This is a genomic window from Rhizobacter koreensis (assembly GCF_013366375.1).
In the GTDB taxonomy this organism is placed as follows: domain Bacteria; phylum Pseudomonadota; class Gammaproteobacteria; order Burkholderiales; family Burkholderiaceae_C; genus Schlegelella_A; species Schlegelella_A koreensis.
The window spans coordinates 33,877-60,115 of sequence record NZ_JABWMJ010000001.1 but is presented as its reverse complement, the minus strand read 5'-3'; the positions used below and the strand labels follow the sequence as shown (position 1 = coordinate 60,115).

Here is a 26,239-nt window from a genome sequence, read left to right as displayed (position 1 = left end):
ACCATGAAGAAACTCATCCTGGCCGGCGCGTTCCTCGCGGCGGCACTCGGCTTCGACGGCGCCGCGCTGGCGCAGCCCGCCGCGTCCGAGCCGGCGTCGACCGCGAGCGCGGTGGCGACCGACGTCGGCTCGGCCGCGTCGAGCGCCGCGTCGGCGGTGGCCGCGGCGGCGTCGGCCGCCTCGGCCGCGCTGGCCGGCCCGGGCACCAGCGGCGCGACCGCCGGCGCCACCGGGGCCCAGCCGGCCGCGTCGGCCGCCGCGCCGACGCCGAACAAGGGCGACGTCGCCTGGATCATCGTCGCGACGCTGCTCGTCATCATGATGTCGATCCCCGGCCTGGCGCTGTTCTACGGCGGCCTGGTGCGCAGCAAGAACATGCTGTCGGTGCTGATGCAGGTGTTCGTGACCTTCTCGCTGATCGTCGTGGTCTGGTGCGTGTACGGCTACAGCCTCGCGTTCACCGAGGGCAACGCCTTCTTCGGCGGCTTCGACCGGCTGTTCATGAAAGGCCTGTTCAACCCGGCCGACGGCACCTATGCGATGGGCGCGACCTTCAGCAAGGGAGTGGTGCTGCCCGAGCTGCTGTTCATGGCGTTCCAGGCCACCTTCGCGGCGATCACCTGCTGCCTGATCGTCGGCGCGTTCGCCGAGCGCATGAAATTCTCGGCCGTGCTGCTGTTCATGGTGCTCTGGTTCACCTTCAGCTATGCGCCGATCGCGCACATGGTCTGGTACTGGATGGGCCCTGACGCGTACACCACGGCGGCCGTCGCCGACGAGATGAACAGCAAGGCCGGCTTCATCTGGCAGATGGGCGCGCTCGACTTCGCGGGCGGCACGGTGGTCCACATCAACGCTGCGGTCGCCGGCCTGGTCGGCGCCTACATGGTCGGCAAGCGGATCGGCTACGGGCGCGAGGCGTTCACGCCGCACTCCCTGACGCTGACGATGGTGGGTGCCGCGCTGCTGTGGGTCGGCTGGTTCGGCTTCAACGCCGGCTCGGCGCTCGAGGCGAGCAGCGGCGCCGTGCTGGCGTTCATCAACACGCTGTCGGCCACTGCCGCGGCGGTGCTGGCGTGGTGCTTGGGCGAGGCGATGCTCAAGGGCAAGGCGTCGATGCTCGGCGCCGCGTCGGGCGCGGTGGCCGGCCTGGTCGCGATCACCCCGGCTTGCGGCAACGTCGGCTTCATGGGCGCGATCGTCATCGGCTTCATCGCCGGCTTCGCCTGCCTGTGGGGCGTGCGTGGTCTCAAGCGCCTGCTGGGGGCGGACGACTCGCTCGACGTGTTCGGCATCCACGGCGTCGGCGGCATCGTCGGTGCGCTGCTGACCGGCGTCTTCAACAACCAGGCGCTCGGCGGCCCCGGCCTCGTGGGCGACTGGGTCACCGGCACGGTGAGCTCGACGCCGATCCTGGCCCAGGTCTGGATCCAGCTGAAAGCGGTTCTGCTGACGGTGGTCTGGTCGGCGGTGGTCTCGCTGATCGCCTACAAGATCGTCGACGTCGTGATCGGCCTGCGCGTGAGCGAGGAAGACGAGCGCGAGGGTCTGGACATCAGCTCGCACGGCGAGACGGCGTACCACAACTGACGCCGCCCCTCGCGGGCGCCGGAGCGGCGCTCGCCGCATGGAAGGGCCTCTTCGGAGGCCCTTTCTTCGTTCCGGCCGGCGCCGGGCGGCGTAGCCGGCGCGGCACCCGACCCGCACCGGATGCGGTCAGACGTCGCGGGAGGGGCGGGGCGGCGCCTGCGGCGGCGGCGGGCTGCAACCTCGCCTTGTCGCGCCGGGCCCGGCACCTCATATGCCTAGAATCGTCCCCGCTCGCACCTCGGCAGGCTCCGAGGCTGCCCACCGTCATGGTTCCTCATCTCATCACTGCGCTGACCGGCCCGATCAACGAGCTCGAGCAGCGCATTCTCGAGTCGCTGCCGGCGATCGAACGCTGGTTCCGCCTCGAGTGGATGGAACACACGCCGCCGTTCTACACGTCGGTCGACCTGCGAAACGCCGGTTTCAAGCTTGCCCCGGTCGACACCAACCTGTTCCCGGGGGGATTCAACAATCTCACCCCGGAAATGCTGCCGCTGGCGGTGCAGGCGGCGATGGCGGCGATCGAGAAGATCTGTCCGGAAGCCAAGAACCTGCTGCTGATCCCGGAAAGCCACACCCGCAATTCGTTCTACCTGCTGAACGTCGCCCGGCTCGTCGAGATCTTCCACCAGGCGGGTCTCAACGTCCGCCTCGGCTCGCTCGACCCGGCGGTGACCGCGCCGACGCCGATCGCGCTGCCCGACGGCAGCAGCCTGACCATCGAGCCGCTGGTGCGCACGCGCGGCCGGATCGGCCTCAAGGGCTTCGACCCCTGCACCATCCTGCTCAACAACGACCTCTCCGCGGGCCTGCCGGAGGTGCTGAGCGACGTGCACCAGCAATACCTGCTGCCGCCGCTGCACGCCGGCTGGGCGGTGCGCCGCAAGACGAAGCACTTCGCGGCCTACGAGGAGCTCGCGAAGAAGTTTGCCAAGCTCCTCGGCATGGACCCGTGGCTGATCAACCCGCTGTTCGCGCACTGCGGCGAGGTCAACTTCACCGAGGGCGCGGGCGCCGACTGCCTGGCCAGCAACGCCGAGACGCTGCTGGCCAAAATCCGCCGCAAGTACAAGGAATACGGCATTCAGGAAAAGCCGTTCCTCATCGTCAAGGCCGACGCCGGGACCTACGGCATGGGCATCATGACGGTGCGCGACCCGAAGGAGCTCGCCGACCTGAGCCGTCGCACGCGCAACAAGATGAGCGTGATCAAGGACGGCCAGGAGGTGAGCGAGGTCATCCTCCAGGAGGGCGTGCCGACCTACGAGCGCATCAACGAGGCCGCTGCCGAGCCCGTGGTCTACATGATCGACCGCTACGTGGTCGGCGGCTTCTACCGCGTGAATGCCGAGCGCGGTGTCGACGAGAACCTCAACGCGCCCGGGGCGAGCTTCGTTCCGCTCGCGTTCGCCGGCAGCAACCAGCTTCCCAAGCCCGGCGCCAAGCCGGGTGCCAGCGCGCCGAACCGGTTCTACATGTACGGCGTGATCGCGCGCCTCGCCATGGTGGCTGCCAGCTACGAGCTGGAGGCGACCGACCCCGACGCCGAGGTCTACGAGTGAAGGCGATCGCTGCCGTCTGCCCGGCGGCGGCGACAGGCGCGTGAAGAGCAGCCATTCCCGCTCGAGCCTCGCGGCGCTGATCCTCGGGGCGATCGGCGTCGTCTACGGCGACATCGGCACCAGCCCGCTGTACGCCCTGAAGGAGGTGTTCGCCGAGGGCCGGGTGCCGCTCACGCCGGCGAACATCTACGGCGTGCTGTCGCTGGTGTTCTGGACGCTGACGGTCATCGTCTCGGTCAAGTACGTCGTCCTGATCCTGCGCGCCGACAACAACGGCGAGGGCGGTCTCGTCGCGATGCTCGCGCTTGCCTCGCAGGCCGTGAAGGACCGCCCGGCGCTGCGCCAGCGCCTGCTCTTCATCGGGATCTTCGGCACCGCGATCTTCTTCGGCGACGGCGTCATCACGCCGGCGATCTCGGTGCTGTCGGCGGTCGAGGGCCTCGAGGTCGCCGCGCCGCGCCTGCACGACTACGTGGTGCCGGTCACCCTGGTGGTCCTGACACTGCTCTTCGTCGTCCAGCGACGCGGCACCAGTCAGGTCGGGAAGGTGTTCGGCCCGCTGATGGCGGCCTGGTTCGGCGTGCTGGCGGTGCTCGGCCTCATGCACATCGCGACCAACCCGCGCGTGCTCGAGGCGCTCGACCCGCGCTATGCGCTCGACTTCCTCTTCGCCCATGCCGGGATCGCCTTCGTCGCGCTGGGCGCGATCGTGCTCTGCGTGACCGGCGCCGAGGCGCTCTACGCCGACATGGGTCACTTCGGCAAGCGCCCGATCCGCATCGCCTGGTTCGCTCTCGCGATGCCCGCGCTGGTGCTCAACTACTTCGGGCAGGGCGCGCTGCTGCTCGCTCATCCCGAGAGCGCGCGCAACCCGTTCTACGGGATGGCGCCGGGCTGGGCGCTCTATCCGCTGATCGGCCTGGCGACGTGCGCCACCGTGATCGCGTCGCAGGCGCTGATCACCGCCGCGTTCTCGGTCACCAAGCAGGCGATCCAGCTCGGCTACCTGCCGCGCCTGCGCATCATGCACACCTCGGTGCGCGAGACCGGCCAGATCTACGTGCCGTTCGTCAACTGGGCGCTCTACGTCTGCATCGTGTTCGCGGTCGTGCTGTTCGGCTCGAGCAGCGAGCTCGCGGCCGCGTACGGGATCGCGGTGACGATCGACATGCTGATCACGACCACGATGACGTTCTTCGTGATCCGCTACGGCTGGCGCTACCCGTGGTGGGTGTGCTTCGCCGCCACCGGCTTCTTCTTCGTCGTCGACGTGACGTTCTTCGCTGCCAACGTCGTCAAGGTCATCGACGGCGGCTGGTTCCCGGTGCTGATCGGCATCATGATGTTCATGCTGATGATGACCTGGAAGCAGGGCCGCCATCTCATGTCGGAAAGCCTGCGCTCCGACGCGATCGACCTGAAGGGCTTCCTCGAGTCGGTGTTCATCAGCCCGCCGACCCGGGTTCCCGGCACCGCGGTGTTCCTGGTCAGCGACCAGGGTTTCACGCCGAACGCGCTGCTGCACAACCTCAAGCACAACAAGGTGCTGCACGAGACGAACCTGTTCGTGACGGTGCGGCACCACGAAGCGCCGTGGGTGGCGCCGAACGAGCGCTACCAGATGGAGCCGCTTGGCCACGACTGCTGGCAGGTCACGCTCAACTTCGGCTTCAAGGACGAGCCCGACGTGCCAGTGGCGCTCGCCGAGCTGCGCCGGGCCGGCTGCGTGATCGACGACATGGACACCTCGTACTTCCTGTCGCGCGACATCGTGATTCCGACGCTCGGCAGCGGCATGGCCGACTGGCGCGAGAAGCTGTTCGCGGGGATGCACCGCAACGCTTCGGCGGCCGCCGACTTCCTGCGCCTGCCGGCCAACCGCGTCGTCGAGCTCGGCTCCAAGGTCGAGATCTGACGCCGGGCCGCGTGCGCGGCTCGACGCATCAACGAGAACCCCGATGAAACTGCTGTTCGTTGCCGACCCGCTCGAAGCCTTCAACATCAAGAAGGACTCGACCTTCGCGATGATGCGCGAGGCCGCCCGGCGCGGCCACCAGCTCTACGCCTGCGAGCCGCGTGACCTGCGCTGGCAGCAGGGCGCCAAGGTGAGCGCGCGGGTGCGCCACGTCGAGCTCACCGGCGATCCGGCGCGCTGGTTCCGCGAGATCGAGATCGACCCGCCCGAGGCCGCCGCCGGCGTGCTGGCGGCGACCGATGCGGTCGTGATGCGCAAGGACCCGCCGTTCGACGCCGAATACTTCTACGCGACGCACCTGCTGCAGCAGGCCGAGCGGGAGGGCGCGCGCGTCTTCAACAAGCCGGCGGCGCTGCGCGATCACCCGGAAAAGCTCGCCATCCTCGAGTTCCCGCAGTTCATCGCGCCGACCCTCGTCACCCGCGACGCGGCGGCGCTCAAGGCGTTCCACGCCGAGCACCGCGACGTCATCCTCAAGCCGCTCGACGGCATGGGCGGCGCCGGGATCTTCCGCGTCGGCGCGGACGGCATGAACCTCGGCTCGATCGTCGAGACGCTCAACCAGGGTGGCGCGACCACGGTTATGGTGCAGCGCTACGTGCCGGAGATCGTCAAGGGCGACAAGCGCATCCTCGTCATCGACGGCGTGCCGGTGCCATATTCGCTGGCGCGCATTCCGCAAGGCAGCGAGATCCGCGGCAACCTCGCGGCCGGCGGCAAGGGTGTCGCCCAGCCGCTGAGCGAGCGCGACCGCGAGATCGCCGAGCACATCGGGCCCATCCTCGCCGCACGCGGCCTGCTGCTCGTCGGCCTCGACGTGATCGGCGACAGCCTGACCGAGATCAACGTGACCAGCCCGACCTGCTTCCAGGAGATCACCGACCAGACCGGCTTCGACGTCGCCCGCACGTTCATCGACGCCGTCGAGCGCGCGCTCGACCGACGCTGATCCATGGCCGTCCTTTCCGTCTCCAACGCACACCTCGCCTACGGCCACGTCGCCCTGCTCGACGACGCCGGCTTCGCGCTCGAGGCCGGCGAGCGCATCGGGCTCATCGGCCGCAACGGCGCCGGCAAGTCGTCGCTGTTGAAGGTGGTGGCGGGACTCGAGAAGCTCGACGACGGCCTGCTGCAGCTCACGCAGGGGCTGCGCATCCGCTACGTGCCGCAGGAGCCGGCGTTCGAGCCGGGGCACAGCGTGTTCGAAGCGGTCAGCGAAGGCGTCGCCGAGGCGCGCGAGGTGCGCCAACGCTACGAGGCGCACGCCGAAGGCGTCGACCTCGACGAGAAGCAGAAAGGCCCCGAGAGTCTCGACGCCTTGCAGACCCGCATCGAGGCGCTCGACGCCTGGAATTGGGAGCAGCGCGTCGAGACCACGCTGGACCGCCTGCACCTCGACGGCACGCGGCGCATCGACGAGCTCTCGGGCGGCATGAAGAAGCGCGTCGCGCTGGCGCAGGCGCTGGTCGCGGTTCCCGACGTGCTGCTGCTCGACGAGCCGACCAACCACCTGGACCTCGACTCGATCGCGTGGCTCGAGGAGCTGCTGCGCGGCTTTCGGGGCAGCGTGATGCTGATCACCCACGACCGCGCGTTCCTCGACGGCGTGGCGACGCGCATCGTCGAGCTCGACCGTGGCGTGCTGCGCTCGTATCCGGGAAACTTCAGCGCGTACGAGCGCATGAAGGAGGAGCAACTCGCCGCCGATGCGCTCGCCAACGCGCGTGCCGACAAGCTGCTGGCGCAGGAGGAGGTCTGGATCCGCAAGGGCGTGGAGGCGCGCCGCACGCGCAGCGTCGCCCGCATCGAGCGCCTGCAGAAGCTGCGCGCGCAGCGGCAGGCGCGGCGCGACTCGCTCGGGCAGGTCAAGCTCGAGATCGACTCGGGCGTGCCGAGCGGCAAGATCGTCGCCGAGTTGCGCGACGTGTCGATGCGCTTTCGCACCGCCGGGGGCGCCGACAAGCTGATCGTCAAGGACTTCAGTGCGACCATCCTGCGCGGCGACAAGGTCGGCCTGATCGGCCCCAACGGCGCCGGCAAGACCACGCTGCTGAAGCTCATCCTTGGCGAGCTCGAGCCCACGTCGGGAACGGTGCGGCGCGGCAGCCGGCTCGAGGTGGCGTACTTCGACCAGATGCGCAGCACGCTCGACCTCGACGCGACGCTCGCCGACACCATCAGCCCGGGCAGTGAGTGGGTCGAGTTCAACGGCGCGCGCAAGCACGTCATGAGCTATCTCAACGACTTCCTGTTCTCGCCGGAGCGCGCCAACTCGCCGGTGCGCACGCTCTCGGGCGGCGAGCGCAACCGGGTGCTGCTGGCGCGCCTGTTCGCCCTGCCGGCCAACGTGCTGGTGCTCGACGAGCCGACCAACGACCTCGACATCGACACGCTCGAGCTGCTCGAGGAGCTGCTGCAGAACTACGCCGGCACCGTGTTCCTGGTCAGCCACGACCGGCGCTTCCTGGACAACGTGGTCACCAGCACGATCGCGTGGGAAGGCGACGTGGCACCGGGCCTCTGGCGCGAGTACGAGGGCGGCTACGAGGACTGGAAGACGCAGCGCGAGCGCTCGTTCGCGATCCGCGACGAGGCCGCGCGGGCGGCCGCCGGACGCGCCGGCGCGCTGCGGACGCCTGCGGAGGCGGCAGCGGCCGCCGCGCCTGCCGCGGCGCCCGCGTCGGCGACGCTCAAGCCGCGCAAGCTCAGCTACAAGGAGCAGCGCGAGCTCGACGCCCTGCCGGCGCGCATCGAGGCGCTCGAGGCCGAGCAGAAGGCGCTCGACGCGCTGCTCGCCGACCCCGCCGCGTACGTGTCGGAGCCTGCGAAGGTCGCCGCCGCGCAGGCGCGCTACCCCGCGATCGAGGCCGAGCTGCTCGACGCGCTCGAGCGCTGGGAGGCGCTCGAGGCCCGCTGAACGCCACCCGCGGGCTCAGCCGCTCGGCACTCGCCGCGAGCCCGCAGCGCCCGCGTCGTGCGGGTCAGTGCCTGGCGTAGATCTGGTCGAACACGCCGCCGTCCGCGAAGTGGGTCTTCTGCGCGCGCGTCCAGCCGCCGAACACCTCGTCGATCGTGAAGAGGTTGATCTTGGGGAACTGCGCGGCGTACTTGGCCTGCACCTTGGGGTCGATCGGCCGGTAGTGGTTGCGCGCGACGATCTCCTGCGCCTCGGGCGTGTAGAGGTACTCGAGGTAGGCCTGCGCGACCGCGCGGGTGCCGCGCTTGTCGACCACCTTGTCGACCACCGCAACCGGCGGCTCGGCAAGGATGCTCGTGGGCGGATAGACGATGTCGAACTTGTCGGCGCCGAACTCCTTGATCGCGAGATGCGCCTCGTTTTCCCAGGCGAGCAGCACGTCGCCGATGCCGCGTTGCGCGAACGTCAGCGTCGAGCCGCGCGCGCCGGTGTCGAGCACCGGGACGTTGCGGAAGAGGCGACCGATGAAGTCGCGCGCCTGCGCGTCGTTGCCGCCCGGCTGGCGCAGCGCGTAGCCGTACGCCGCGAGGTAGCCCCAGCGCGCGCCGCCCGAGGTCTTGGGATTCGCGGTGACCACCGAGAGCCCCGGCCTGACGAGATCGCTCCAGTCCTTGACGCCCTTGGGGTTGCCCTTCCTCACCAGGAAGATGTAGGTCGACGTGTAGGGCGAGCTGTTGTGCGGCAGGCGCTTTTGCCAGTCGGCCGGCAGCAGCTTGCCGCGCTCGGCGATCTCGTCGATGTCGTAGGCGAGCGCGAGCGTCGCCACGTCGGCGTCGATGCCGTCGATGATCGAGCGCGCCTGCTTGCCCGAGCCGCCGTGCGACGCCTTCACCGTCACGGTGTCGCCGGTCTTTGCCTTGTAGCTCGCGGCGAACGCGGCGTTGACGGCCTGGTACAGCTCGCGCGTCGGGTCGTACGAGACGTTGAGCAGCGTGAAGTCGCGCGCGACGGCGCCGGCCGATGCAAGGGCCAGCGTCGATGCGACTGCGACGATCCAGCGGCGGGAGAGATTCATGGATGGCGCTCCGAAGGAGGGCGTGACAAGCCCGGAGCGGCGCATCCTAGGTAGCGCCCTTGGTCGCGTGAACGACCGTTTCAGCGCATCGTTATGCGGTTTCCGAGCGAGGCGCCTGGGCGGCAGCGGCGTCGGGCGCAATCCCGGTCGCGAGCTGTTCGCGCGCCTCGACCAGCGCGCGCCAGAACGCGGCGTCCTGGCTGGTCGCGAAGTTGACCCGCATCAGCGTCGTCGGCCGATGGTCGGCATGGAACAGCGCGCCGGGCGCGACCAGCCAGCGGTCGAGCAGGGCCTCGGCGAGCCGCTCGGTGTCGCAGCCGGCATCGACCCAGCCGAACAGGCCGCGCGGGGTCGCGGCGAAGCGGCAGCCGTGCGACTCCGCCAGCTTGACGACGCGGGCACGTGCTGCGTCGAGCTTGGCGACGACGCGCTCGGCATGCCGACGCAGCTGCCCGCTCTCGAGCGCGTGGGCGAGCGCCTGCTCGGTGAGGCCGGGCGACGTCAGCGTGGTCAGCAGCTTGGTGTCGACCAGACGCTCGATCAGCCGCTCGGGCGCGGCGAGGAAGCCCACGCGCCAGTTGGGCACCAGGATCTTCGAGAAGCCCGAGACGTAGATCGTGCGCTCGAGGCCGTCGAGCGCGGCAAGCCGCGGCAGGTGCGGCGGCGCCAGGTGCGCATAGGTGTCGTCCTCGAGCACGTGCAGATCGTGGCGGGTCGCGAGCTGCAGCAGCCTGTGCGCCGCACCGGGCGTCAGGGTGGCGCCGGTCGGGTTGTGCAGCACCGACACCGTGACGTAGAGGCGCGGCTTGGCGCCCGCCGGCTGCGCCTTGATCAGGCGCTCCATCGCCGCGAGGTCCGGCCCATCGTCGCCGCGCGGCACCGGCAGGATGACAAGGCCAAGCGCCGCCAGACGCGCGTACTCGACCGACCAGCCCGGCTCGTCGACCAGCACGCGGTCGCCGGCGCGCAGCAGGGTGCGGGTGACGATGTCGAGCGCGTGGGTCGCGCCGACGCTGGTGACGATCTGCGCGACGCCGGCGCCGATGCCGTGCTCGCCGAGGCGCGCCGCGAGCGCGCGGCGCAGGCGCGGGTCGCCCGCCGGGTCGCCGTAGTGGAGCGCGGTCGTCTCGAGCTGGCCGGCGCTCGTGACCTGGCGCAGCGCGCGCGCCAGCAGCATGGGGTCGAGCCACTCCGCCGGCAGCGTGCCGAGGCCCGGCATCGGACGCGCGCCGGGCGGCTGGAACATGCCGCGGATCAGCGAGGTCGCGCTGATCGGCAGCGGGTGGCGCATCACCTCGGCCGCAGGCAGGTCGCGAGCAGCACCCGCCTCCGCGATCGCCCCGCGGCTGCGCACGAAGAAGCCGCGCTGCGGGCGCGCCTCGACGAGGCCGAGCGCGAGCAGCTGGTCGTACGCGGCGACCACGGTGTGCGCACTCACGCCGTGGCGGCGCGCGCACTCGCGCACCGACGGCAGCCGCGCCCCGGGCGCGAGCAGACGCTGCCGGATGGGCCCGGCGAAGCGCTCGGCGAGCTGGTCGGCAAGGCCCGCCTGTGCCGAGCGCGACAGCGTGGCGGCCGCGGGTGGTTCGAGTGGCGATGTCATGCGGTGTGGCGGCTGTCTGCCAGTACAGGCTGCGGTTGTTTGGCGCGCAGTGTACCGGTACTGTGCTGGTGCGCGGGCCTAGACTGGGTTGCCCGCTACCGAGGAACACCATGCCCGAGACCGTGACCCAGGACCTGCCCGCGAACCCGACCACCGCGCCGCTTCCCGACCAATCGCTCGGCAGGCGCGCTGCCGCCTCGCCGTGGCGCGTGTCGCGCCGCAGTGCGCGCGCCAATCCGTCGGCGATCCGCGAGATCCTCAAGCTCGCCGACCAGCCCGGGATGATCTCGCTCGCCGGCGGGCTGCCGTCGCCGCTCTCGTTTCCGCTCGACGCGATCCGTGCCGCGACCGCGCGGGTGCTCGCCGAGACGCCGCACGAGGCGCTGCAGTACGCGCCGAGCGAGGGCTTCGCGCCGCTGCGCGGCTGGGTCGCCGAGCACCTCGCCGGCCACGGCATGGACGTCGACCCCGCCCAGGTGCTCGTCACGGCCGGTTCGCAGCAGGGCCTCGACCTCGTCGGCAAGGTCGTGCTCGACCCGGGCAGCACGGTCGCCGTCGAGACGCCCACCTACCTCGGCGCGCTGCAGGCGTTCACGCTCGCCGACGCCCGCTTCGCAGCGCTCGACGGCGACGTCGACGGGCCCTCGCCGGCCGCGCTGCGTCGTCTGGGCGAGGCGGCCGACCCGGCGCGCTGCGTCTACCTGCTGCCCAACTTCCAGAATCCGAGCGGGCGCTGCATCCCGGCCGAGCGGCGCGCGGCGCTCGCCGCAGCGGCGCGCGAAGCACGCGTTCCGATCGTCGAGGACAACCCGTACGGCGAGCTCTGGTACGACCGCGCGCCGCCGCGTCCGCTTGCGACGCACTGGCCGGCCGGCACCGTCTACCTCGGCTCGTTCTCGAAGGTGCTGGCGCCCGGACTTCGGCTCGGCTATCTGGTCGCGCCGCCCGACCTGCTGCCGAAGTTCGTGCAGGCCAAGCAGGCGTCGGACCTCCACACGCCGGGCTTGAACCAGCGCATCGTCAGCGCGGTGCTGCAAAGCGGAATGCTCGCCGAGCACCTGCCGGCGCTGCGCGCGCGCTACCGCACCGGGCGCGACGCGATGGACGCCGCGCTGCACGCGCACCTCGGCGCGCGCTCGGGACTCGGCTGCCGCTGGCAGGCGCCGAGCGGCGGCATGTTCTTCTGGCTCGAGCTGCCCGCGCACGTCGACGCGGGCGTGCTGCTGGCGCGTGCGGTCGCGCGCGGCGTCGCCTTCGTTCCGGGTGCCGCGTTCCATGCGGACGGCAGCGGCGCCCGCACGCTGCGTCTCTCCTTCGTCACCGTCACCGCCGCGCAGATCGACGCGGGCGTCGGCGCGATCGCCGACGCGCTGCGGGAGCTCGCATGACGACGACCTTCGACTTCGCGCAGATCGACGTGTTCACCGACACGCCGCTCTGCGGCAACCCGCTCGCCGTGGTGCACGGCGCCGACCGGCTCGACGCCGGCCAGATGCAGGCGTTCGCGCGCTGGATGAACCTCAGCGAGACCGCGTTCCTGCTTGCGCCGACGACGCCCGGCGCCGACTACCGGGTGCGCATCTTCACGACCAGCCGCGAGCTGCCGTTCGCCGGTCACCCGACGCTCGGCAGCTGCCACGCGTGGCTCGCGGCCGGCGGCCGTGTCCGCGGCGAAGACGTGGTGCAGGAATGCGGCGTCGGGCTGGTGCGGATCCGGCGCGGCGCCGGCCGGCTCGCGTTCGCGGCGCCGCCGCTGCGCCGCAGCGGCCCGGTCGACGCCGGGCTGCTGGCCCGCATCGCCCGTGCGCTGCGCGTCGCGCCCGGCGCGATCAAGGCGTCGCAGTGGGTCGACAACGGGCCGGGCTGGGTCGCGGTGATGCTCGGCTCGCGCGAGGAACTGCTGAACCTCGTGCCCGACCCGGCGCTGCTCGCCGGCCTCGAACTCGGTGTCGTCGCGCCGTGGCCCGAAGGCGGTCACGCCGGCACGCCGCACTTCGAGCTGCGCGCGTTCCTCACGACGCCCGGCGTGGTCGAAGACCCGGTCACCGGCAGCCTCAACGCGAGCGTCGCGCAGTGGCTGATCGGCGCGCGGATCGCGCCGCCGCGCTACGTGGCGAGCCAGGGCACCGCGCTCGGCCGCGCCGGGCGGGTGCACGTCGAACAGGACGGCCCGACGATCTGGATCGGCGGCGACTGCGTCACCTGCATCCGCGGCAGCGTCACGCTGCCTTGAGAAAACGGGCGGCGCCACGCCGCCCGGGCCCCGCGGGATCGGACTTGCCGCTCAGCGGCCCCAGCCCCAGGCGCGTGCGGCGGCGTGCCAGCTCGCGGACGCGTCGGGGTCCATCTCGCGGCGCAGCTGCAGGTAGCGCCGGAACACGACCCAGCCTGCGCTCAGCAGGAACGCGACGAGCGTGCTGCCGAGGATGATCAGGGCGCGCGAGGGCTTCGACTTGTAGTCGGGCGGCACCGCGGCGTCGACACGCTGCAGCGCCGGGCCTTCCTTGGCCTCGTCGAGCTTGGCGACCTCGTACTGCCGCACCATGGCCTCGAGCAGCGTCTCCTGCAGGCGCAGCTCGCGGCGCGCCCGCACGTACTCGATCGCCGCCTCCGGAATGCGGCCCACCGGCAGGTCGACCGCGCTGCCGTTGTTGCCGCCGGCGCGCGACTCCATGCGCGCGAGCTCGGCACGCAAGCCGCGCAGCTCGGACTGCAGGCGGATCACCTCGGGGTTCTGCTCGGTCGCCGAGGTACGCAGCACGCGCAGCTGGATCTCGCGCTCGGCGATCTGCGCGCGCACCGCGGCGGCGCTGCCGATCAGCGCCTCGGCCTGCTTGTCGAGCGCGATCACACCCGAGCGCTCCTGCACCGTCCGCAGGCCCTGCTCGGCCTTGACCAGGTTCTCCTTGGTCTCGTTGAGCTGGCGCTCGAAGAACGCGCGCCGCAGCTGGGCCTCCGACACCGCCAGACGCGAGAGCACCTTCGTGATCTCGCCTTCGTGGGCGTTGGCGAGCGTCGCCGCGAAGGCCGGGTCCTTGTCGTCGACCTCGACCGTGATGAGGCCGCTCTTCCTGTCGGACGACACGCGGATGTACTTGGGCAACTGCCTGCGAAGGGCCTCGAAGCTGTCGACGTCGTAGCGCTCGCGCAGGTTGAAGCGCTCGGCGAGCGGTCGCACCACGCTGTCGCTCTTGAAGAGCGCCACGTAGAGCTCGTCGGGCGTCTTCGGCGCGAAGCCGCCGGCGAGACCGCCGAGCTGGCCGAGCGCCGCGATGGCCGCCGCCGAGCCGCTCGGCGCTTGCGAGTTCGGCGCGAGGAAGGTCGCGCGCGCCGTGTAGACGGGCTTCAGCACGAGGAACGCGACCGCGGCCGCGAGCACCGCCACGCCCAGCGTGATCGCCGCGACCAGCGCCTTGCGCTCGCCGATCCACGCCAGGACCTCGGCGAGGCCGACCCGCGGTCCGCGATCCTCGTCGTAGACGTCGTCGGGCAGCGGCACGTTCCCGTAGCCGGGCATGCTGTCGTGGACGCTCATAGCGAGTTGAGCGCGGCGATGCCGAGGCCGAACTGGGCGAAGATCTGCGAGATGTCCTTGAGGTTGCGCATCAGCGCGCGGCCCCAGGTCTCGTAGTCGAGCTGGTTGGGCACGATGAGCGCGTCGCCGGGGTACATGCGCAGGCCCTCGATGCCGCCCCGCCCGAAGAAGCCGCGTCGATCGCCGGCGTGGGTGACCGTGCCGTCGGCGCGCAGGATGAACATGTTCGAGGTGTCGGCCGCCTCGTCGGCGCCGGCGAGGCGCAGGTAGTCGCCCGCGGTGCGCTCGGGCTTCCACAGGAACGCGTTGTTGTTGACCACCGCGCCGGCGACCGTCACGAAGCCGGGCCGCGGCGGCACGCTGATGCGGTCCGAGCCTTCGAGCAGCACGTCGGGCAGTTCGTCGATCGAGCGCGTCTCCGGCCGCAGCTCGAGCGCGACGCGGCCGTTCGGCTGCACCCGGCTGAGGCGCGCGATCTGCGCGTTGGTCGCCGCGTTGCTGACCGCGGTGGCAGCGGCGGCGTTGGCGTCGTCGCGGCGGTTGGCCGCCTCGCGTGCCGCCTGGATCGCGGCGAGCGACTCGAGGCGGGCGATCGCGGTCACGAGGTTCTCGCGCTGGCGCACCCGGGTCTGCTCGCGGCTGAACTCGAGGCCGTACACGTAGGCCTGCGACGTGAAGCCGCCCGCGCGTGCGATCAGGCTCTTGAGCGTCTCGCCCGGCAGCAGCTGGTAGACGCCGGGCGCGTTGACTTCGCCCTCGAGCGACACCAGACGGGTCTGGCGCGCCACCGGCACGCGCAGATCCTTCTGGCTGAACACGGTCACCACGTCGCCGGGTTGAAGAGGGACGTTGCTCGCCTCGTCGCCCTGCAGCACCGCGCGGCCCAGGTTGAACGGGATGATCTCGGTCTGCAGGGTGTCGCGGTTGAGGCGTTCGATGACCGCGTAATCCCAGTTCAGCTCCTCGAACAGGGCGGCCGGCTGGCGCGCGCGGTCGCGGGCAGCACGCGCCTCGGCACGCGCGACGCGCTGGGTGTAGCTGAGCGGACGTCCGGGCGTCGCGATCGGGAGCGTGTTCGCCGCGAGGTTCGGCGCTGCCGTCGCGTTCGCGGCGTTCGCGCCGTTCGCGGGCTGATTGCGGGTCGAGGTGCCCGATGTCGGGTTGCGCGGGTCGACCGGGTTCCCGGCGGCGTCGAACGGCGCCGGCAGCAGCTCGGTGTCCGCGAACTCCTCGTCCTCGATGATCTGCACCAGCATGTTCTTGCGCCGATAGAAGTCGGGCGTGATCAGCGCGTCGCGATCCGGAATGAGGTCGCGCACGCGCATGCCGGGCGTGAACGGGTAGCGCAGCGGCTGGGCAACGTGGCCGCGCAGCGTCACCGCATTGGCGAACTGCGGCGAGATCGCGAGCAGCGTGAGCACGTCGCCGTCGCGAAGCGGCTTCTGCAGGCCGGCGGTGTCGAGGCTGAAGGTCTCGACGAAGCGCGCGGCGTTGCGCTGGCGGTTGTCGACGCGCTCGAGCTGCACGCGGTTCGGGTTGGCGAGCACCGGAACGCCGCCGGCGTAGCGCAGCACGTCGCGCAGCGGCTCCTGCGCCGACTTCAGCTCGAAGATCGCCGGCGTGTCGGTCGACCCGGTGAGCGCGACCTGGGGCCCGACCGGCTGGAACACGACCACGTCGCCGGCGGCAAGCTGGACGTCGCGCGACTTGTCGCCCTGAACCAGGAACTCGTAGACGTCGAGCTCGGAGATCACGCGGTCGTTGCGGCGCAGCTGGACCTTGCGCATCGAGCCGGTCGGCGACGGGCCGCCCGCGGCGACCACCGCCGACAGCAGCGTCGACTGGCTCGGCAGCGTGACGACGCCGGGGCGTTGCGCCGGGCCGACGATGAAGACACGCAGTCCGCGCAGCTGGCCGAGCGAGACGCTGAGGTCGAAGTTGGTGAAGATGCGGCCGATCTGCGCGCGCAGGTTGCGCTCGAGGTCGGAGGCCTTCACCCCTGCGACGTTGAAGCTGCCGACCTTCGGCAGGTTCAGCATGCCGTTGCGGTCGACCGTCGCGCGGTAGTCGATGTCGATCGAGCCCCAGGCGCGGATCACGACTTCGTCGCCGGGGCCGACGGTGTAATCGGCCGACACCGGCACGTTCTCGAGCGAGCGCAGGCGTTCCGGATCGGCGAAGAAGGTCGATCCGAAGATCGGCAGCAGACGGCCGGTCGATGCCTCGACGAAGCGCTGGAACTCGCTCGGGCGTGGCGGCGTCTGGTCGGCAGGACGGCGCTGCCCGTCGTCGAGCGGGGCAGGCTGCACCACGACGAACGGCGGCTGCTGCGCGGCGGTGGTGTTCGGGCGCTGCACCAGCGGGTTGGCCGGTGCGGCGTTCGGGTAGCCGGTGCTGCCCGGCGGCGCCGGCAGCGGCATGGCGCCGATGGTGCCCGGTACGCCGGCCGGCGCAGTGCGCGGCGGGTACGCGGGCGTGCTGAAGGTGCTGCCGCCGTCGACCGGCAAGCCCACCTGGGCCCATGCCGGTCCGGCGAGCAGGCACGCGGCCAGGACGATCTTCGAACGCAAACGGGAAAGGGTCATCGAGCGGCGTGACGCAAAGGAGGAACGGACGGCGCGCGGGTCGCTGCGCAGGTCGACGTCAGGCGCCGAATCGCGCCTCGCGCGCGCCGACCACGCTCGGCGGCGGCGCCGCAGGCGGGTTCGCGATGGTAACGGAAGGGTCCTTCGCGACCGCGTTGCGAGGCCGCCACGTTCGAGCGGGCCGCGCGGCACGTGCAGGCCGCCGTTCCAGGCCTCTCGCGACGAGCCGCCGGTCTGGCGTCGCCGCTGCGCATCGGACGGGTGGAACCTCGCGCTCGGCGCTTCGCAGCGGCGCGTTCGAAGTGCCGAGCAGCCCGCGGACGGCACGCCGAGGTCGGTCGCGGTCCGGGCAGGCACCGTCGCGGCGACTTCGGCCAGCGCTGCGGCTACCATCCGGCAGGTTGGAACGAACGCGTCACTCAGCTTCTCCTGCGACCGCGGCAACCCGCCGCCGCGACTGGGCGCTCGCCCGGCGTGAGCGCGACCGTCCGCTCGTTCGATGAACGCTTGCTGCCCGCCTGCCGCGGCGAACTCTCCCGAACGCCCGCATGGTGCGTTCGGGCCGCGCGGCGCGACCCGTCTGGACCCATGCGCGCGATGCGGCGCGAGGCGAGCCGGGTCGTCCGCGACCTGCCGACGCGAACTTTGCGCTGCCGCACGCGCTCCGCAGCCCTGGCGCCTGCGGCGTGAGCCTCGGCGGCCGACCCTCGCGTGAACGCGCCCGACGACCGCTTCACGCTTCGCGTCGCCGACTCCGCGGCGCTCTGGAAAGCGACCGCCGGAATCTTCCGCGACTACGCGGCCTCGCTGCCGGTCGATCTCGGTTTCCAGGGCTTCGATGCGGAGGTCGCGGGGCTTCCGGGCGAGTACGCTGCGCCGACCGGGCAGGTGATCCTGGCTTACGTGGGCGACGAGCTGGCCGGCTGCGGCGCCTTGCGTTGCCTCGCCGAGGTCGACTACCCGAACGCCTGCGAGATGAAGCGCCTCTTCGTGCGGCCCGCGTATCGCGGGCTCGGCATCGGCCGCGCGCTGGCCGAGGCGCTGATCGACGAGGCGCGGCGCGGCGGCTATTCGGTGATGCTGCTCGACACCCTCGACGACATGGAGTCGGCGCGCGAGCTCTATCGCGCGCTCGGCTTCGAAGAGATCCCGCCGTACTACTTCAACCCCATTCCCGGCGCCCACTACCTCAAGGTCGACCTCACGTGATCGAAGGCGACGGCGTGCCGGCGACCCGGCCGGACGCGATCGAACTGCGCGCAGGGGCCCTGCGGCTGGCGCTGCGTCCGGACCTCGGCGGCTCGGTCGCCGGGCTCTGGCACACCGGCGTGCCGGTGCTGCGCTCGACCGAGCCCGCGCTGCTCGCGAACGCCCGCGACGCCGCGAGCTTTCCGCTGGTGCCCTATTCCAACCGGATCGGCTTTGCCAGGTTCGGCTGGCAAGGCCGCGACTACACGATCCGGCCCGACGCCGGCGATGCAGGGCCGCACGCGCTGCACGGCATCGGGTGGCAACGGGCGTGGCAGGTCGTGTCGGCGAACGAGTGCGAGGCCGTGCTGCGTCTCGCGCACGTGGGCGACGCGGACTGGCCGTTCGCGTTCGAGGCGACGCAGTCGTTCGTGCTGACTCCGGAGGCGCTGAGCGTCGAGTTGGCGATCGTCAACCGCGCCGACGTCGTGCAGCCGGTCGGCTTCGGCTGGCACCCGTACTTTCCGCTGCGCGAGCGCAGCCACCTGCGCGCGGAGGTGTCGGAGCGTTGGGACGCCGATCAGCTGCAATTGCCGGTACGCCGCGTCGCGCAGCCGGGCATCGACAGCGCGATCGCGCGCCTGAACGACGACAACGTGTTCGACGGCTGGCGCGGCCCGGCGCAGATCGCCGACGAGACCTTCGCGTTGCAGCTCACGTCGTCCGAGAACCATCTCGTCGTCTACACGCCGCAGCACCGGCGCTACTTCTGCGTCGAGCCGGTGAGTCACGTCAACAACGCGATCCAGTCGGCCGACCCGCTCGCGCACGGCCTGCGCGCGCTCCAGCCCGGCGAGTCGTGCAGAGGCTGGATGAAGCTCGACGTCGGCGTCGTCTAGGGCTGCCTGGGCAAACGCCCGGGAACGCGTCGAACCGGCAAGCCTGATGCGGCGGGACGGCCGCGTCCATGCCGTGCCACGTCATGGCAATGATCGACGCGTCGCTTCACGATCCGGGTGCGGCGAGTGCAATCACGCCGCGGCGACTCCAACCGGACTCGCACCAAATCCGAGCGGGACACTGCGATGCATCCGTGCAAGAGTTGTCAGGGTTAACACTTCTCTACGTATAATCTGAGGCTGTGCTGAAAGTCGCCCTGCCGCGCCCAACGTCCGACGCGGTCAGCCGCGGCGCGCGGCCGGGTGCATTCGACGACGAGGTCGAGGACGCTCCGGTCCATCGGCTCACGCGCGACGAGGCTGCCGATCTGCGCCGCCGCATGCCAGGGCTCTCGCCGTGGCGGGTGGTGGTCCTTCAGGCCGTCGTGGCGCTCGGACTCGGCGCGCTCGGCTGGTTGGTCGCGTCCGAGGGTGTCGGGGCATCGCTGCTCTACGGCGGTGCGACCGTCGCCGTCCCGGGTGCCCTGATGGCCCGCGGCATGACCAGCCGGCTGTCGAGCATCTCGCCGGTCGCCAGCACGCTCAGCGTGCTCGCATGGAGCGGAATCAAGATCGCGGTGTCGGTCGGCATGTTGATGCTGGCACCGCGAGTGGTGGCTGATCTGAGCTGGCCGGCCCTGCTGGCCGGTCTCGTGATCTGCATGCAGACCTACTGGGTTGCGCTGTTTTGGCGCGCCCGCTGAACACAACACGAACGGACTCAACGTCATGGCAGCCGAAGGCCACGCGCCCACCTCCGGTGACTACATCATTCACCACCTCACGCACGCCAGCACGGCCAAGCCGGCGAGTCTGGTGGACTTCTCCGTCGTCAACTTCGACTCGGTGTTCTTCTCGATCGTGCTGGGCGCGATCGCCTGCTTCCTGCTGTGGCGTGCCGCGCGGCGCGCCACCGCGGGCGTGCCCGGGCGCTTCCAGGCTGCCGTCGAGCTTCTCGTCGAACTCGTCGAGAACGAGGCCAAGGGCATCGTCCACAACGCGAACAGCCGTCGCCTCGTCGCGCCGCTCGCGCTCACGGTGTTCGTCTGGATCTTCCTGCTGAACGCGATGGACCTGCTGCCGGTCGATCTGCTGCCCTGGCTCTGGGGCCTGATCGTCGGTGCCGCGGGCCACGACCCGGCGCACGCCTACCTGCGCGTGGTGCCGACCGCCGACCTCTCGGTGACCATGGGCCTCTCGATCGGCGTGCTGATCGTCTGCCTGGTCTACAACGTCAAGATCAAGGGCATCGGCGGCTGGGTCCACGAGCTCTTCGCGGCACCGTTCGGCACCGTCAAGCTGAGCGCCAACCCGGTGACGTGGATCGGCTTCGTGCTGCTGTCGGTCGTGAACTTCGCGATGCAGCTCATCGAGTTCGTCGCCAAGACCGTGTCGCACGGCATGCGGTTGTTCGGCAACATGTACGCCGGCGAGCTGATCTTCCTGCTGATCGCCCTGATGGGCGGCGCCTTCACCATGAGCGCCACCGGCTGGGCGCTCGCCGCCGGCCACATCGTCGCCGGTACCGCGTGGGCGATCTTCCACATCCTGATCATCACGCTGCAGGCCTTCGTCTTCATGATGCTGGCACTGGTCTACATCGGTCAGGCGCACGACGCGCACTGACGCCCGGTTTCGTTTTCCTTTCGCCCTTTCCTTCCACCGTTTCTTTTTTCACTCAGGAGTCAACATGGAACTCATCGGTCTCGTCGCGATCGCCACCGGCATCATCATCGGCCTCGGCGCTCTGGGCGCTTGTATCGGCATCGGCGTCATGGGCAGCAAGTACCTCGAGTCGGCCGCCCGCCAACCCGAACTGATGGGCGAACTGCAGACCCGCATGTTCCTGCTCGCCGGTCTGATCGACGCCTCGTTCATCATCGGCACGGGTATCGCGCTCTGGTTCGCGACCGCCAACCCGTTCCTGGCCCAACTCGCGAACCTGCCCCGGTAAGCGGCGCCTGACGGCCGCGCGCCGCGCGGCCCCCGCGTCACACCAGACCATCTTCATCGAGGCCTTTCCGTGAGCATCACCTTCACCCTGATCATCCAGATGATCGTGTTCCTGATCCTGGTCTGGTTCACGATGAAGTTCGTCTGGCCGCCGATCGTCGCCGCGCTCGACGAGCGCGCGAACAAGATCCGCGAGGGTCTGTCGGCTGCCGACACCGCGAAGGCCGAGCTGGCGATCGCCAACAAGCGCGTCGAAGAGCAGCTGTCGTCGGCTCGTACCGACGCCGCCGAGCGTCTGGCCAATGCCGAGCGTCTCGCGCAGCAGATGATCGAGGAAGCCAAGTCGCGTGCCAGCGAGGAGGCGGCGAAGATCGTCGCCCAGGCCCGTACCGAAGCCGAGCAGGAAGCCACCAAGGCCCGCGAGACGCTGCGCGAGCAGGTCGCGGTGCTGGCGGTGCGCGGTGCCGAGCAGATCCTGCGTCGCGAGGTCGATCCGCGCGCGCACGCCGACCTGCTGAACCAGCTCAAGGCCGAGTTCTGATCCATGGCTGAACTCGCGACCATCGCCCGCCCGTACGCCGAAGCCCTGATGAAGGCGTCGGCGAACGGCGACGGCCGCGCCCTCGCGCGCGAAATCAATGCGCTCGCGCGCATCGCCGGCACCCCGGAGATGCGGCAGTTCGCCGACAACCCGAAGGTCAGCGTCGACCAGGTGGTGGAGGTGCTGACTTCCGTGGTGAACGCGTCGTCCGACGGCGCGCTCAGCCCGGCCGCCGGCAACCTGCTGCGCATGGTCGTCGAGAACGGGCGGCTGCCTGCACTCGGCGAGATCGCGCGCCAGTTCGAGGCTCTCGTGCAGGACCGGAGCGGCACCGCCCGCGCGGTGGTCGAGAGCGCGTTCCCGCTCGACGACGCCCAGCTCGCCGATGTCGTGCAGACCATGGAGCGCCGCTTCGGCCGCAGGCTCGACGCCACCGTCGAGGTGCGGCCCGAGCTGATCGGCGGCGTCCGCATCGTCGTCGGCGACGAAGTTCTCGACACCTCGATCCAGGCTCGCCTGGCCCAGATGAAGGCCGCGCTGACGGCCTGAGGCCGTCCCGCATCGACATTCCACCAGCCTGCTGAGGCAGACCGGAGTCCACCATGCAACTGAATCCCGCTGAAATCTCCGAACTGATCAAGAGCCGGATCGAAGGCCTTGCCGTCTCGGCCGACATCCGCAACGAAGGCACCGTCGTGTCGGTGACCGACGGCATCTGCCGCATCCATGGCCTGTCGGAAGCGATGCAGGGCGAAATGCTCGAGTTCCCGTCCGCACCCGATGGCACGCCGACGTTCGGCCTCGCGCTCAACCTCGAGCGCGACTCGGTCGGCGCGGTGATCCTGGGCGAGTACGAGCACATCTCCGAAGGCGACACGGTCAAGTGCACCGGCCGCATTCTCGAAGTGCCGATCGGTCCCGAGCTGAAGGGTCGCGTCGTCAACGCCCTGGGCCAGCCGATCGACGGCAAGGGGCCGATCCACACCAAGCTGTCGGCGCCGATCGAGAAGATCGCCCCGGGCGTGATCGCGCGTCAGAGCGTGAGCCAGCCGATGCAGACCGGCCTCAAGGCGATCGACTCGATGGTGCCGATCGGCCGGGGCCAGCGCGAGTTGATCATCGGCGACCGTCAGACCGGCAAGAGCGCGGTCGCGGTCGACGCGATCATCAACCAGAAGGGTCAGAACATGACCTGCATCTACGTCGCCATCGGCCAGAAGGCGTCGACGATCAAGAACATCGTGCGCGCCCTCGAAGCCAACGGCGCGCTCGAGTACACGATCGTCGTCGCTGCATCGGCCGCCGAGAGCGCGGCGATGCAGTACGTGTCGGCCTACTCGGGCTGCACGATGGGCGAGTACTTCCGCGACCGCGGCGAGGACGCGCTGATCGTCTACGACGACCTTTCCAAGCAGGCCGTCGCCTATCGCCAGGTCTCGCTGCTTCTGCGCCGTCCGCCGGGCCGCGAAGCGTATCCGGGCGACGTGTTCTATCTGCACTCGCGCCTGCTCGAGCGCGCCGCCCGCGTGAACGCCGACTACGTCGAAGCGTTCACCAACGGCGAGGTCAAGGGCAAGACCGGTTCGCTGACCGCGCTGCCGATCATCGAGACGCAGGCCGGCGACGTGTCGGCGTTCGTGCCGACCAACGTGATCTCGATCACCGACGGCCAGATCTTCCTCGAGACCTCGCTGTTCAACGCCGGTATTCGCCCCGCGATCAACGCCGGTATCTCGGTGTCGCGCGTCGGTGGCGCGGCGCAGACCAAGGTCATCAAGGGCCTGTCGGGCGGTATCCGTACCGACCTCGCGCAGTACCGTGAACTCGCCGCGTTCGCGCAGTTCGCGTCCGACCTCGACGAAGCCACCCGCAAGCAGCTCGATCGTGGCGCGCGCGTGACCGAGCTGCTCAAGCAGCCGCAGTACTCGCCGCTGCCGATCTCGCTGATGGCGGCCTCGCTGTTCGCGGTGAACAAGGGCTTCATGGACGACGTCGACGTCAAGCAGGTGCTGGCGTTCGAAAGCGGCCTGCACACGCACCTCAAGACGAACCACGCCGGTCTGCTGCAGAAGATCGAAGACTCCAAGCAGCTCGACAAGGATGCCGAGGGCGAGCTCATGAACGCCACGGCGGCGTTCAAGAAGTCGTTCGCCTGAGGACGGTTGAACCTCGCGTCGCTGCGCTTTCGCCCTAGAGGCATTCTCGCGGCGGCCGGGGAACCTGTCCGCGGCGAGCCGCGTGAAACGACGACGTTCGAGTAACTAGGAAGATCTATGGCAGCAGGCAAGGAAATACGCGGCAAGATCAAGAGCGTCGAGAACACGAAGAAGATCACCAAGGCGATGGAGATGGTCGCCGCCTCGAAGATGCGCAAGGCGCAGGACCGCATGCGTGCGGCGCGTCCTTACGCCGAGAAGATCCGCAGCCTGGCGGCGAACCTCTCGACGGCGACGCCCGAGTACAAGCATCCGTTCATGGTGAAGAACGACGGCGCCAAGACCGCCGGCTTCATCGTGATCACGACCGACAAGGGTCTGTGCGGCGGCCTCAACACCAACGTGCTGCGGGCGGTCACCGCCAAGCTGCGCGAGCTCGAGGGCCAGGGCATCAGGTCCGAAGCGGTCGCCATCGGCAACAAGGGCTTCGGCTTCCTGAATCGCATCGGCGCGCCGGTGGTCTCGCACGTCACCCAGCTCGGCGACCGGCCGGCGCTCGAGCGCCTCATCGGCCCGGTGAAGGTGCTGCTCGACGCCTACGCCGAAGGGCGCCTCTCGGCGGTCTACCTCTGCTACACGCGCTTCATCAACACGATGCGCCAGGAGCCGATGGTGCAGCAGCTGCTGCCGCTGTCGGCCGAAGAGATGGAAGTGCGCCAGGGCGAGCATGGGTGGGACTACCTCTACGAGCCCGACGCGCCGACGGTCATCAACGACCTGCTGCTGCGCTATGTCGAAGCCCTGGCCTATCAGGCCGTGGCCGAGAACATGGGGTCCGAGCAGTCGGCCCGCATGGTCGCGATGAAGTCGGCGACCGACAACGCCGGCAACGTCATCGCCGAGCTGAAGCTCGTCTACAACAAGACGCGGCAGGCCGCGATCACCAAGGAACTCTCCGAGATCGTGGCCGGCGCGGCAGCGGTCTAGCGGCGCGCCCGGACGGCGGGCGCGCCGGCGCGCAGCGAGCGCCGGCCGAACGCCCCGCGCGATGCGCACCCCGCGGGTTGAACCGCTCGGCGGATCGAACAGACAAGTACCGAAGGAAGCAACATGGCTGAAGTCCTCTCTCCCGAGCGCGGCGCGCTCACTGCCAACCAGGGCAAGATCGTCCAGTGCATCGGCGCCGTCGTCGACGTGCAGTTCCCGCGCGACCAGATGCCGCGCGTCTACGACGCGCTGAAGATGGAAGGCTCGGAGCTGACGCTCGAGGTGCAGCAGCAGCTCGGCGACGGCGTCGTGCGCACCATCGCGCTCGGCTCGTCCGAAGGCCTGCGCCGCGGCATGACCATCGTCAACACCGGAAACCCGATCTCGGTGCCGGTCGGCCCGGCGACGCTCGGCCGCATCATGGACGTGCTCGGCAACCCGATCGACGAGCGTGGCCCGGTCAGCCAGGACCTCGTGGCCTCGATCCACCGCAAGCCGCCGGCGTACGACGAGCTGTCGCCGTCGCAGGACCTGCTCGAAACGGGCATCAAGGTCATCGACCTGGTCTGCCCGTTCGCCAAGGGCGGCAAGGTCGGTCTGTTCGGCGGTGCCGGCGTCGGCAAGACCGTCAACATGATGGAGCTGATCAACAACATTGCGAAGGCGCACTCGGGCCTGTCGGTGTTCGCCGGCGTCGGTGAGCGCACCCGCGAGGGCAACGACTTCTATCACGAGATGGCCGAGTCGGGCGTCGTCAACCTCGAGAGCCTCGGCGAGTCGAAGGTCGCGATGGTGTACGGCCAGATGAACGAGCCGCCGGGCAACCGTCTGCGCGTCGCGCTGACCGGTCTGACCATTGCCGAGTCGTTCCGCGACGAAGGCAAGGACGTGCTGTTCTTCGTCGACAACATCTACCGCTACACGCTGGCCGGCACCGAAGTGTCGGCACTGCTCGGCCGCATGCCGTCGGCGGTGGGCTACCAGCCGACCCTCGCGGAAGAGATGGGCCGTCTGCAGGAGCGCATCACGTCGACCAAGATCGGCTCGATCACGTCGATCCAGGCCGTCTACGTGCCGGCGGACGACCTGACCGACCCGTCGCCCGCAACGACCTTCGCCCACCTCGACTCGACCGTCGTGCTGTCGCGCGACATCGCCTCGCTGGGCATCTACCCCGCGGTCGACCCGCTCGACTCGACGAGCCGCCAGCTCGACCCGAACGTCGTCGGCGAGGAGCACTACACGGTCGCGCGCCAGGTGCAGGGCATCCTGCAGCGCTACAAGGAACTGCGCGACATCATCGCGATTCTCGGCATGGACGAACTCGCGCCGGAAGACAAGCTGGTCGTGGCGCGGGCCCGCAAGATCCAGCGCTTCCTCTCGCAGCCGTTCTTCGTCGCCCAGGTGTTCACCGGCAGCGAAGGCAAGTACGTCCCGCTGAAGGAAACCATCCGCGGCTTCAAGATGATCGCCAACGGCGAGTGCGACTCGCTGCCGGAGCAGGCCTTCTACATGGTCGGAACCATCGACGAAGCCATCGAAAAGGCCAAGAAGGTTCAGTAAGCGGCGCACTCGACCCCGGGGCGCCGTTGGCGTGCTCGCCGTGCACCAGCACGGCTGTGCGCGCCGCCTTG

Annotated in this window: 21 protein-coding genes; 17 read left to right on the top strand and 4 right to left on the bottom strand. The window is 70.1% G+C overall.

Translation table 11 applies throughout. From position 1 onward, the window contains the following. Nucleotides 1-3 precede the first annotated feature (3 nt). The 5 genes from HQN59_RS00265 (at nucleotide 4) to HQN59_RS00245 (ending at nucleotide 8,044) form a co-directional block, all read left to right on the top strand. Nucleotides 4-1,590: an ammonium transporter gene (locus tag HQN59_RS00265; RefSeq protein WP_176064926.1), complete on the top strand. Its 1,587-nt coding sequence runs from the start codon at nucleotides 4-6 to the stop codon at nucleotides 1,588-1,590. A gap of 266 nt (nucleotides 1,591-1,856) precedes the next feature. Next, on the top strand, nucleotides 1,857-3,152 hold the full coding sequence (gene gshA, locus HQN59_RS00260) for a glutamate--cysteine ligase (RefSeq protein ID WP_176064924.1): 1,296 nt from the start codon (nucleotides 1,857-1,859) through the stop codon (nucleotides 3,150-3,152). A gap of 40 nt (nucleotides 3,153-3,192) precedes the next feature. Further along, nucleotides 3,193-5,067, top strand: a complete 1,875-nt coding sequence (locus HQN59_RS00255; RefSeq protein WP_342451082.1) for a potassium transporter Kup — start codon at nucleotides 3,193-3,195, stop codon at nucleotides 5,065-5,067. 43 nt (nucleotides 5,068-5,110) lie between these two features. After that, nucleotides 5,111-6,076, top strand: a complete 966-nt coding sequence (gene gshB / locus HQN59_RS00250) for a glutathione synthase (protein ID WP_176064922.1) — start codon at nucleotides 5,111-5,113, stop codon at nucleotides 6,074-6,076. A gap of 3 nt (nucleotides 6,077-6,079) precedes the next feature. Continuing rightward, a complete protein-coding gene (locus HQN59_RS00245) occupies nucleotides 6,080-8,044 on the top strand; it encodes an ATP-binding cassette domain-containing protein (protein WP_176064920.1) in 1,965 nt (654 codons plus the stop codon). A 64-nt stretch (nucleotides 8,045-8,108) separates the two neighbouring features. Here HQN59_RS00245 and HQN59_RS00240 read toward each other — a convergent pair whose 3' ends face one another. Both HQN59_RS00240 and HQN59_RS00235 read right to left on the bottom strand, forming a co-directional pair. After that, complete coding sequence (locus HQN59_RS00240; protein ID WP_176064918.1) at nucleotides 8,109-9,119, bottom strand: sulfate ABC transporter substrate-binding protein; 1,011 nt, start codon at nucleotides 9,117-9,119, stop codon at nucleotides 8,109-8,111. 91 nt (nucleotides 9,120-9,210) lie between these two features. Further along, nucleotides 9,211-10,722, bottom strand: coding sequence for an aminotransferase-like domain-containing protein (locus HQN59_RS00235; protein ID WP_176064916.1), 1,512 nt, complete (start codon nucleotides 10,720-10,722; stop codon nucleotides 9,211-9,213). 110 nt (nucleotides 10,723-10,832) lie between these two features. On the opposite strand from HQN59_RS00235, the gene HQN59_RS00230 reads away from it, so the two are divergent. Next, nucleotides 10,833-12,110, top strand: a complete 1,278-nt coding sequence (locus HQN59_RS00230; RefSeq protein WP_176064914.1) for an aminotransferase-like domain-containing protein — start codon at nucleotides 10,833-10,835, stop codon at nucleotides 12,108-12,110. Then, nucleotides 12,107-12,955: a PhzF family phenazine biosynthesis protein gene (locus HQN59_RS00225; RefSeq protein ID WP_176064912.1), complete on the top strand. Its 849-nt coding sequence runs from the start codon at nucleotides 12,107-12,109 to the stop codon at nucleotides 12,953-12,955. Before HQN59_RS00230 ends, HQN59_RS00225 begins: the two co-directional genes overlap by 4 nt. 51 nt (nucleotides 12,956-13,006) lie before the next feature. On the opposite strand, the gene HQN59_RS00220 is transcribed toward HQN59_RS00225, so the two are convergent. After that, nucleotides 13,007-14,257: a GumC family protein gene (locus HQN59_RS00220; protein WP_176064910.1), complete on the bottom strand. Its 1,251-nt coding sequence runs from the start codon at nucleotides 14,255-14,257 to the stop codon at nucleotides 13,007-13,009. Next, entirely contained in the window at nucleotides 14,254-16,842 is a 2,589-nt protein-coding gene (locus HQN59_RS00215; protein WP_176064909.1) for an SLBB domain-containing protein, read from the bottom strand. Before HQN59_RS00215 ends, HQN59_RS00220 begins: the two co-directional genes overlap by 4 nt. Before the next feature lie 711 nt (nucleotides 16,843-17,553). Here HQN59_RS00215 and HQN59_RS00210 point away from each other — a divergent pair. The 10 genes from HQN59_RS00210 (at nucleotide 17,554) to atpD (ending at nucleotide 26,168) form a co-directional block, all read left to right on the top strand. Continuing rightward, the gene (locus tag HQN59_RS00210) at nucleotides 17,554-18,051 is read left to right on the top strand and encodes a GNAT family N-acetyltransferase (protein ID WP_176064907.1); all 498 of its coding nucleotides are present in this window, start codon (nucleotides 17,554-17,556) and stop codon (nucleotides 18,049-18,051) included. After that, nucleotides 18,048-18,929 (top strand): aldose 1-epimerase, encoded by an 882-nt coding sequence (locus HQN59_RS00205; RefSeq protein ID WP_342451081.1) that lies wholly within the window; start codon nucleotides 18,048-18,050, stop codon nucleotides 18,927-18,929. The genes HQN59_RS00210 and HQN59_RS00205 overlap by 4 nt, the downstream gene beginning before the upstream one ends. A 242-nt stretch (nucleotides 18,930-19,171) precedes the next feature. Next, a complete protein-coding gene (locus HQN59_RS00200; RefSeq protein WP_342451080.1) occupies nucleotides 19,172-19,672 on the top strand; it encodes an ATP synthase subunit I in 501 nt (166 codons plus the stop codon). Nucleotides 19,673-19,697: 25 nt separating this feature from the next. Beyond that, complete coding sequence (gene atpB / locus HQN59_RS00195; RefSeq protein ID WP_176064905.1) at nucleotides 19,698-20,594, top strand: F0F1 ATP synthase subunit A; 897 nt, start codon at nucleotides 19,698-19,700, stop codon at nucleotides 20,592-20,594. A gap of 64 nt (nucleotides 20,595-20,658) precedes the next feature. After that, the gene (atpE, locus tag HQN59_RS00190) at nucleotides 20,659-20,922 is read left to right on the top strand and encodes a F0F1 ATP synthase subunit C (RefSeq protein WP_176064903.1); all 264 of its coding nucleotides are present in this window, start codon (nucleotides 20,659-20,661) and stop codon (nucleotides 20,920-20,922) included. A gap of 69 nt (nucleotides 20,923-20,991) precedes the next feature. Continuing rightward, nucleotides 20,992-21,462 carry a F0F1 ATP synthase subunit B gene (locus tag HQN59_RS00185; RefSeq protein ID WP_176064901.1) on the top strand — a complete coding sequence of 157 codons (471 nt, stop codon included), beginning with the start codon at nucleotides 20,992-20,994 and terminating at the stop codon, nucleotides 21,460-21,462. A gap of 3 nt (nucleotides 21,463-21,465) precedes the next feature. Continuing rightward, nucleotides 21,466-22,011: a F0F1 ATP synthase subunit delta gene (locus HQN59_RS00180; RefSeq protein WP_176064900.1), complete on the top strand. Its 546-nt coding sequence runs from the start codon at nucleotides 21,466-21,468 to the stop codon at nucleotides 22,009-22,011. Nucleotides 22,012-22,064: 53 nt separating this feature from the next. Next, a complete protein-coding gene (atpA, locus tag HQN59_RS00175) occupies nucleotides 22,065-23,618 on the top strand; it encodes a F0F1 ATP synthase subunit alpha (RefSeq protein WP_176064897.1) in 1,554 nt (517 codons plus the stop codon). Between the two features lie 117 nt (nucleotides 23,619-23,735). Further along, nucleotides 23,736-24,605, top strand: coding sequence for a F0F1 ATP synthase subunit gamma (gene atpG / locus HQN59_RS00170; RefSeq protein ID WP_176064895.1), 870 nt, complete (start codon nucleotides 23,736-23,738; stop codon nucleotides 24,603-24,605). 123 nt (nucleotides 24,606-24,728) lie between these two features. Then, nucleotides 24,729-26,168, top strand: coding sequence for a F0F1 ATP synthase subunit beta (atpD, locus tag HQN59_RS00165; RefSeq protein ID WP_176064893.1), 1,440 nt, complete (start codon nucleotides 24,729-24,731; stop codon nucleotides 26,166-26,168). Nucleotides 26,169-26,239 lie beyond the last annotated feature (71 nt).

What these genes read in the sequence shown, in the direction of transcription:
- HQN59_RS00240 (WP_176064918.1), bottom strand. Translation starts at nt 9,119, where the DNA reads ATGAATCTCTCCCGCCGCTGGATCGTCGCAGTCGCATCGACGCTGGCC.
- atpB (WP_176064905.1), top strand. Translation starts at nt 19,698, where the DNA reads ATGGCAGCCGAAGGCCACGCGCCCACCTCCGGTGACTACATCATTCAC.
- HQN59_RS00215 (WP_176064909.1), bottom strand. Translation starts at nt 16,842, where the DNA reads ATGACCCTTTCCCGTTTGCGTTCGAAGATCGTCCTGGCCGCGTGCCTG.
- HQN59_RS00235 (WP_176064916.1), bottom strand. Translation starts at nt 10,722, where the DNA reads ATGACATCGCCACTCGAACCACCCGCGGCCGCCACGCTGTCGCGCTCG.
- HQN59_RS00230 (WP_176064914.1), top strand. Translation starts at nt 10,833, where the DNA reads ATGCCCGAGACCGTGACCCAGGACCTGCCCGCGAACCCGACCACCGCG.
- atpA (WP_176064897.1), top strand. Translation starts at nt 22,065, where the DNA reads ATGCAACTGAATCCCGCTGAAATCTCCGAACTGATCAAGAGCCGGATC.
- HQN59_RS00245 (WP_176064920.1), top strand. Translation starts at nt 6,080, where the DNA reads ATGGCCGTCCTTTCCGTCTCCAACGCACACCTCGCCTACGGCCACGTC.
- HQN59_RS00265 (WP_176064926.1), top strand. Translation starts at nt 4, where the DNA reads ATGAAGAAACTCATCCTGGCCGGCGCGTTCCTCGCGGCGGCACTCGGC.
- atpD (WP_176064893.1), top strand. Translation starts at nt 24,729, where the DNA reads ATGGCTGAAGTCCTCTCTCCCGAGCGCGGCGCGCTCACTGCCAACCAG.
- HQN59_RS00220 (WP_176064910.1), bottom strand. Translation starts at nt 14,257, where the DNA reads ATGAGCGTCCACGACAGCATGCCCGGCTACGGGAACGTGCCGCTGCCC.
- gshB (WP_176064922.1), top strand. Translation starts at nt 5,111, where the DNA reads ATGAAACTGCTGTTCGTTGCCGACCCGCTCGAAGCCTTCAACATCAAG.
- HQN59_RS00225 (WP_176064912.1), top strand. Translation starts at nt 12,107, where the DNA reads ATGACGACGACCTTCGACTTCGCGCAGATCGACGTGTTCACCGACACG.
- HQN59_RS00180 (WP_176064900.1), top strand. Translation starts at nt 21,466, where the DNA reads ATGGCTGAACTCGCGACCATCGCCCGCCCGTACGCCGAAGCCCTGATG.
- atpE (WP_176064903.1), top strand. Translation starts at nt 20,659, where the DNA reads ATGGAACTCATCGGTCTCGTCGCGATCGCCACCGGCATCATCATCGGC.
- gshA (WP_176064924.1), top strand. Translation starts at nt 1,857, where the DNA reads ATGGTTCCTCATCTCATCACTGCGCTGACCGGCCCGATCAACGAGCTC.
- atpG (WP_176064895.1), top strand. Translation starts at nt 23,736, where the DNA reads ATGGCAGCAGGCAAGGAAATACGCGGCAAGATCAAGAGCGTCGAGAAC.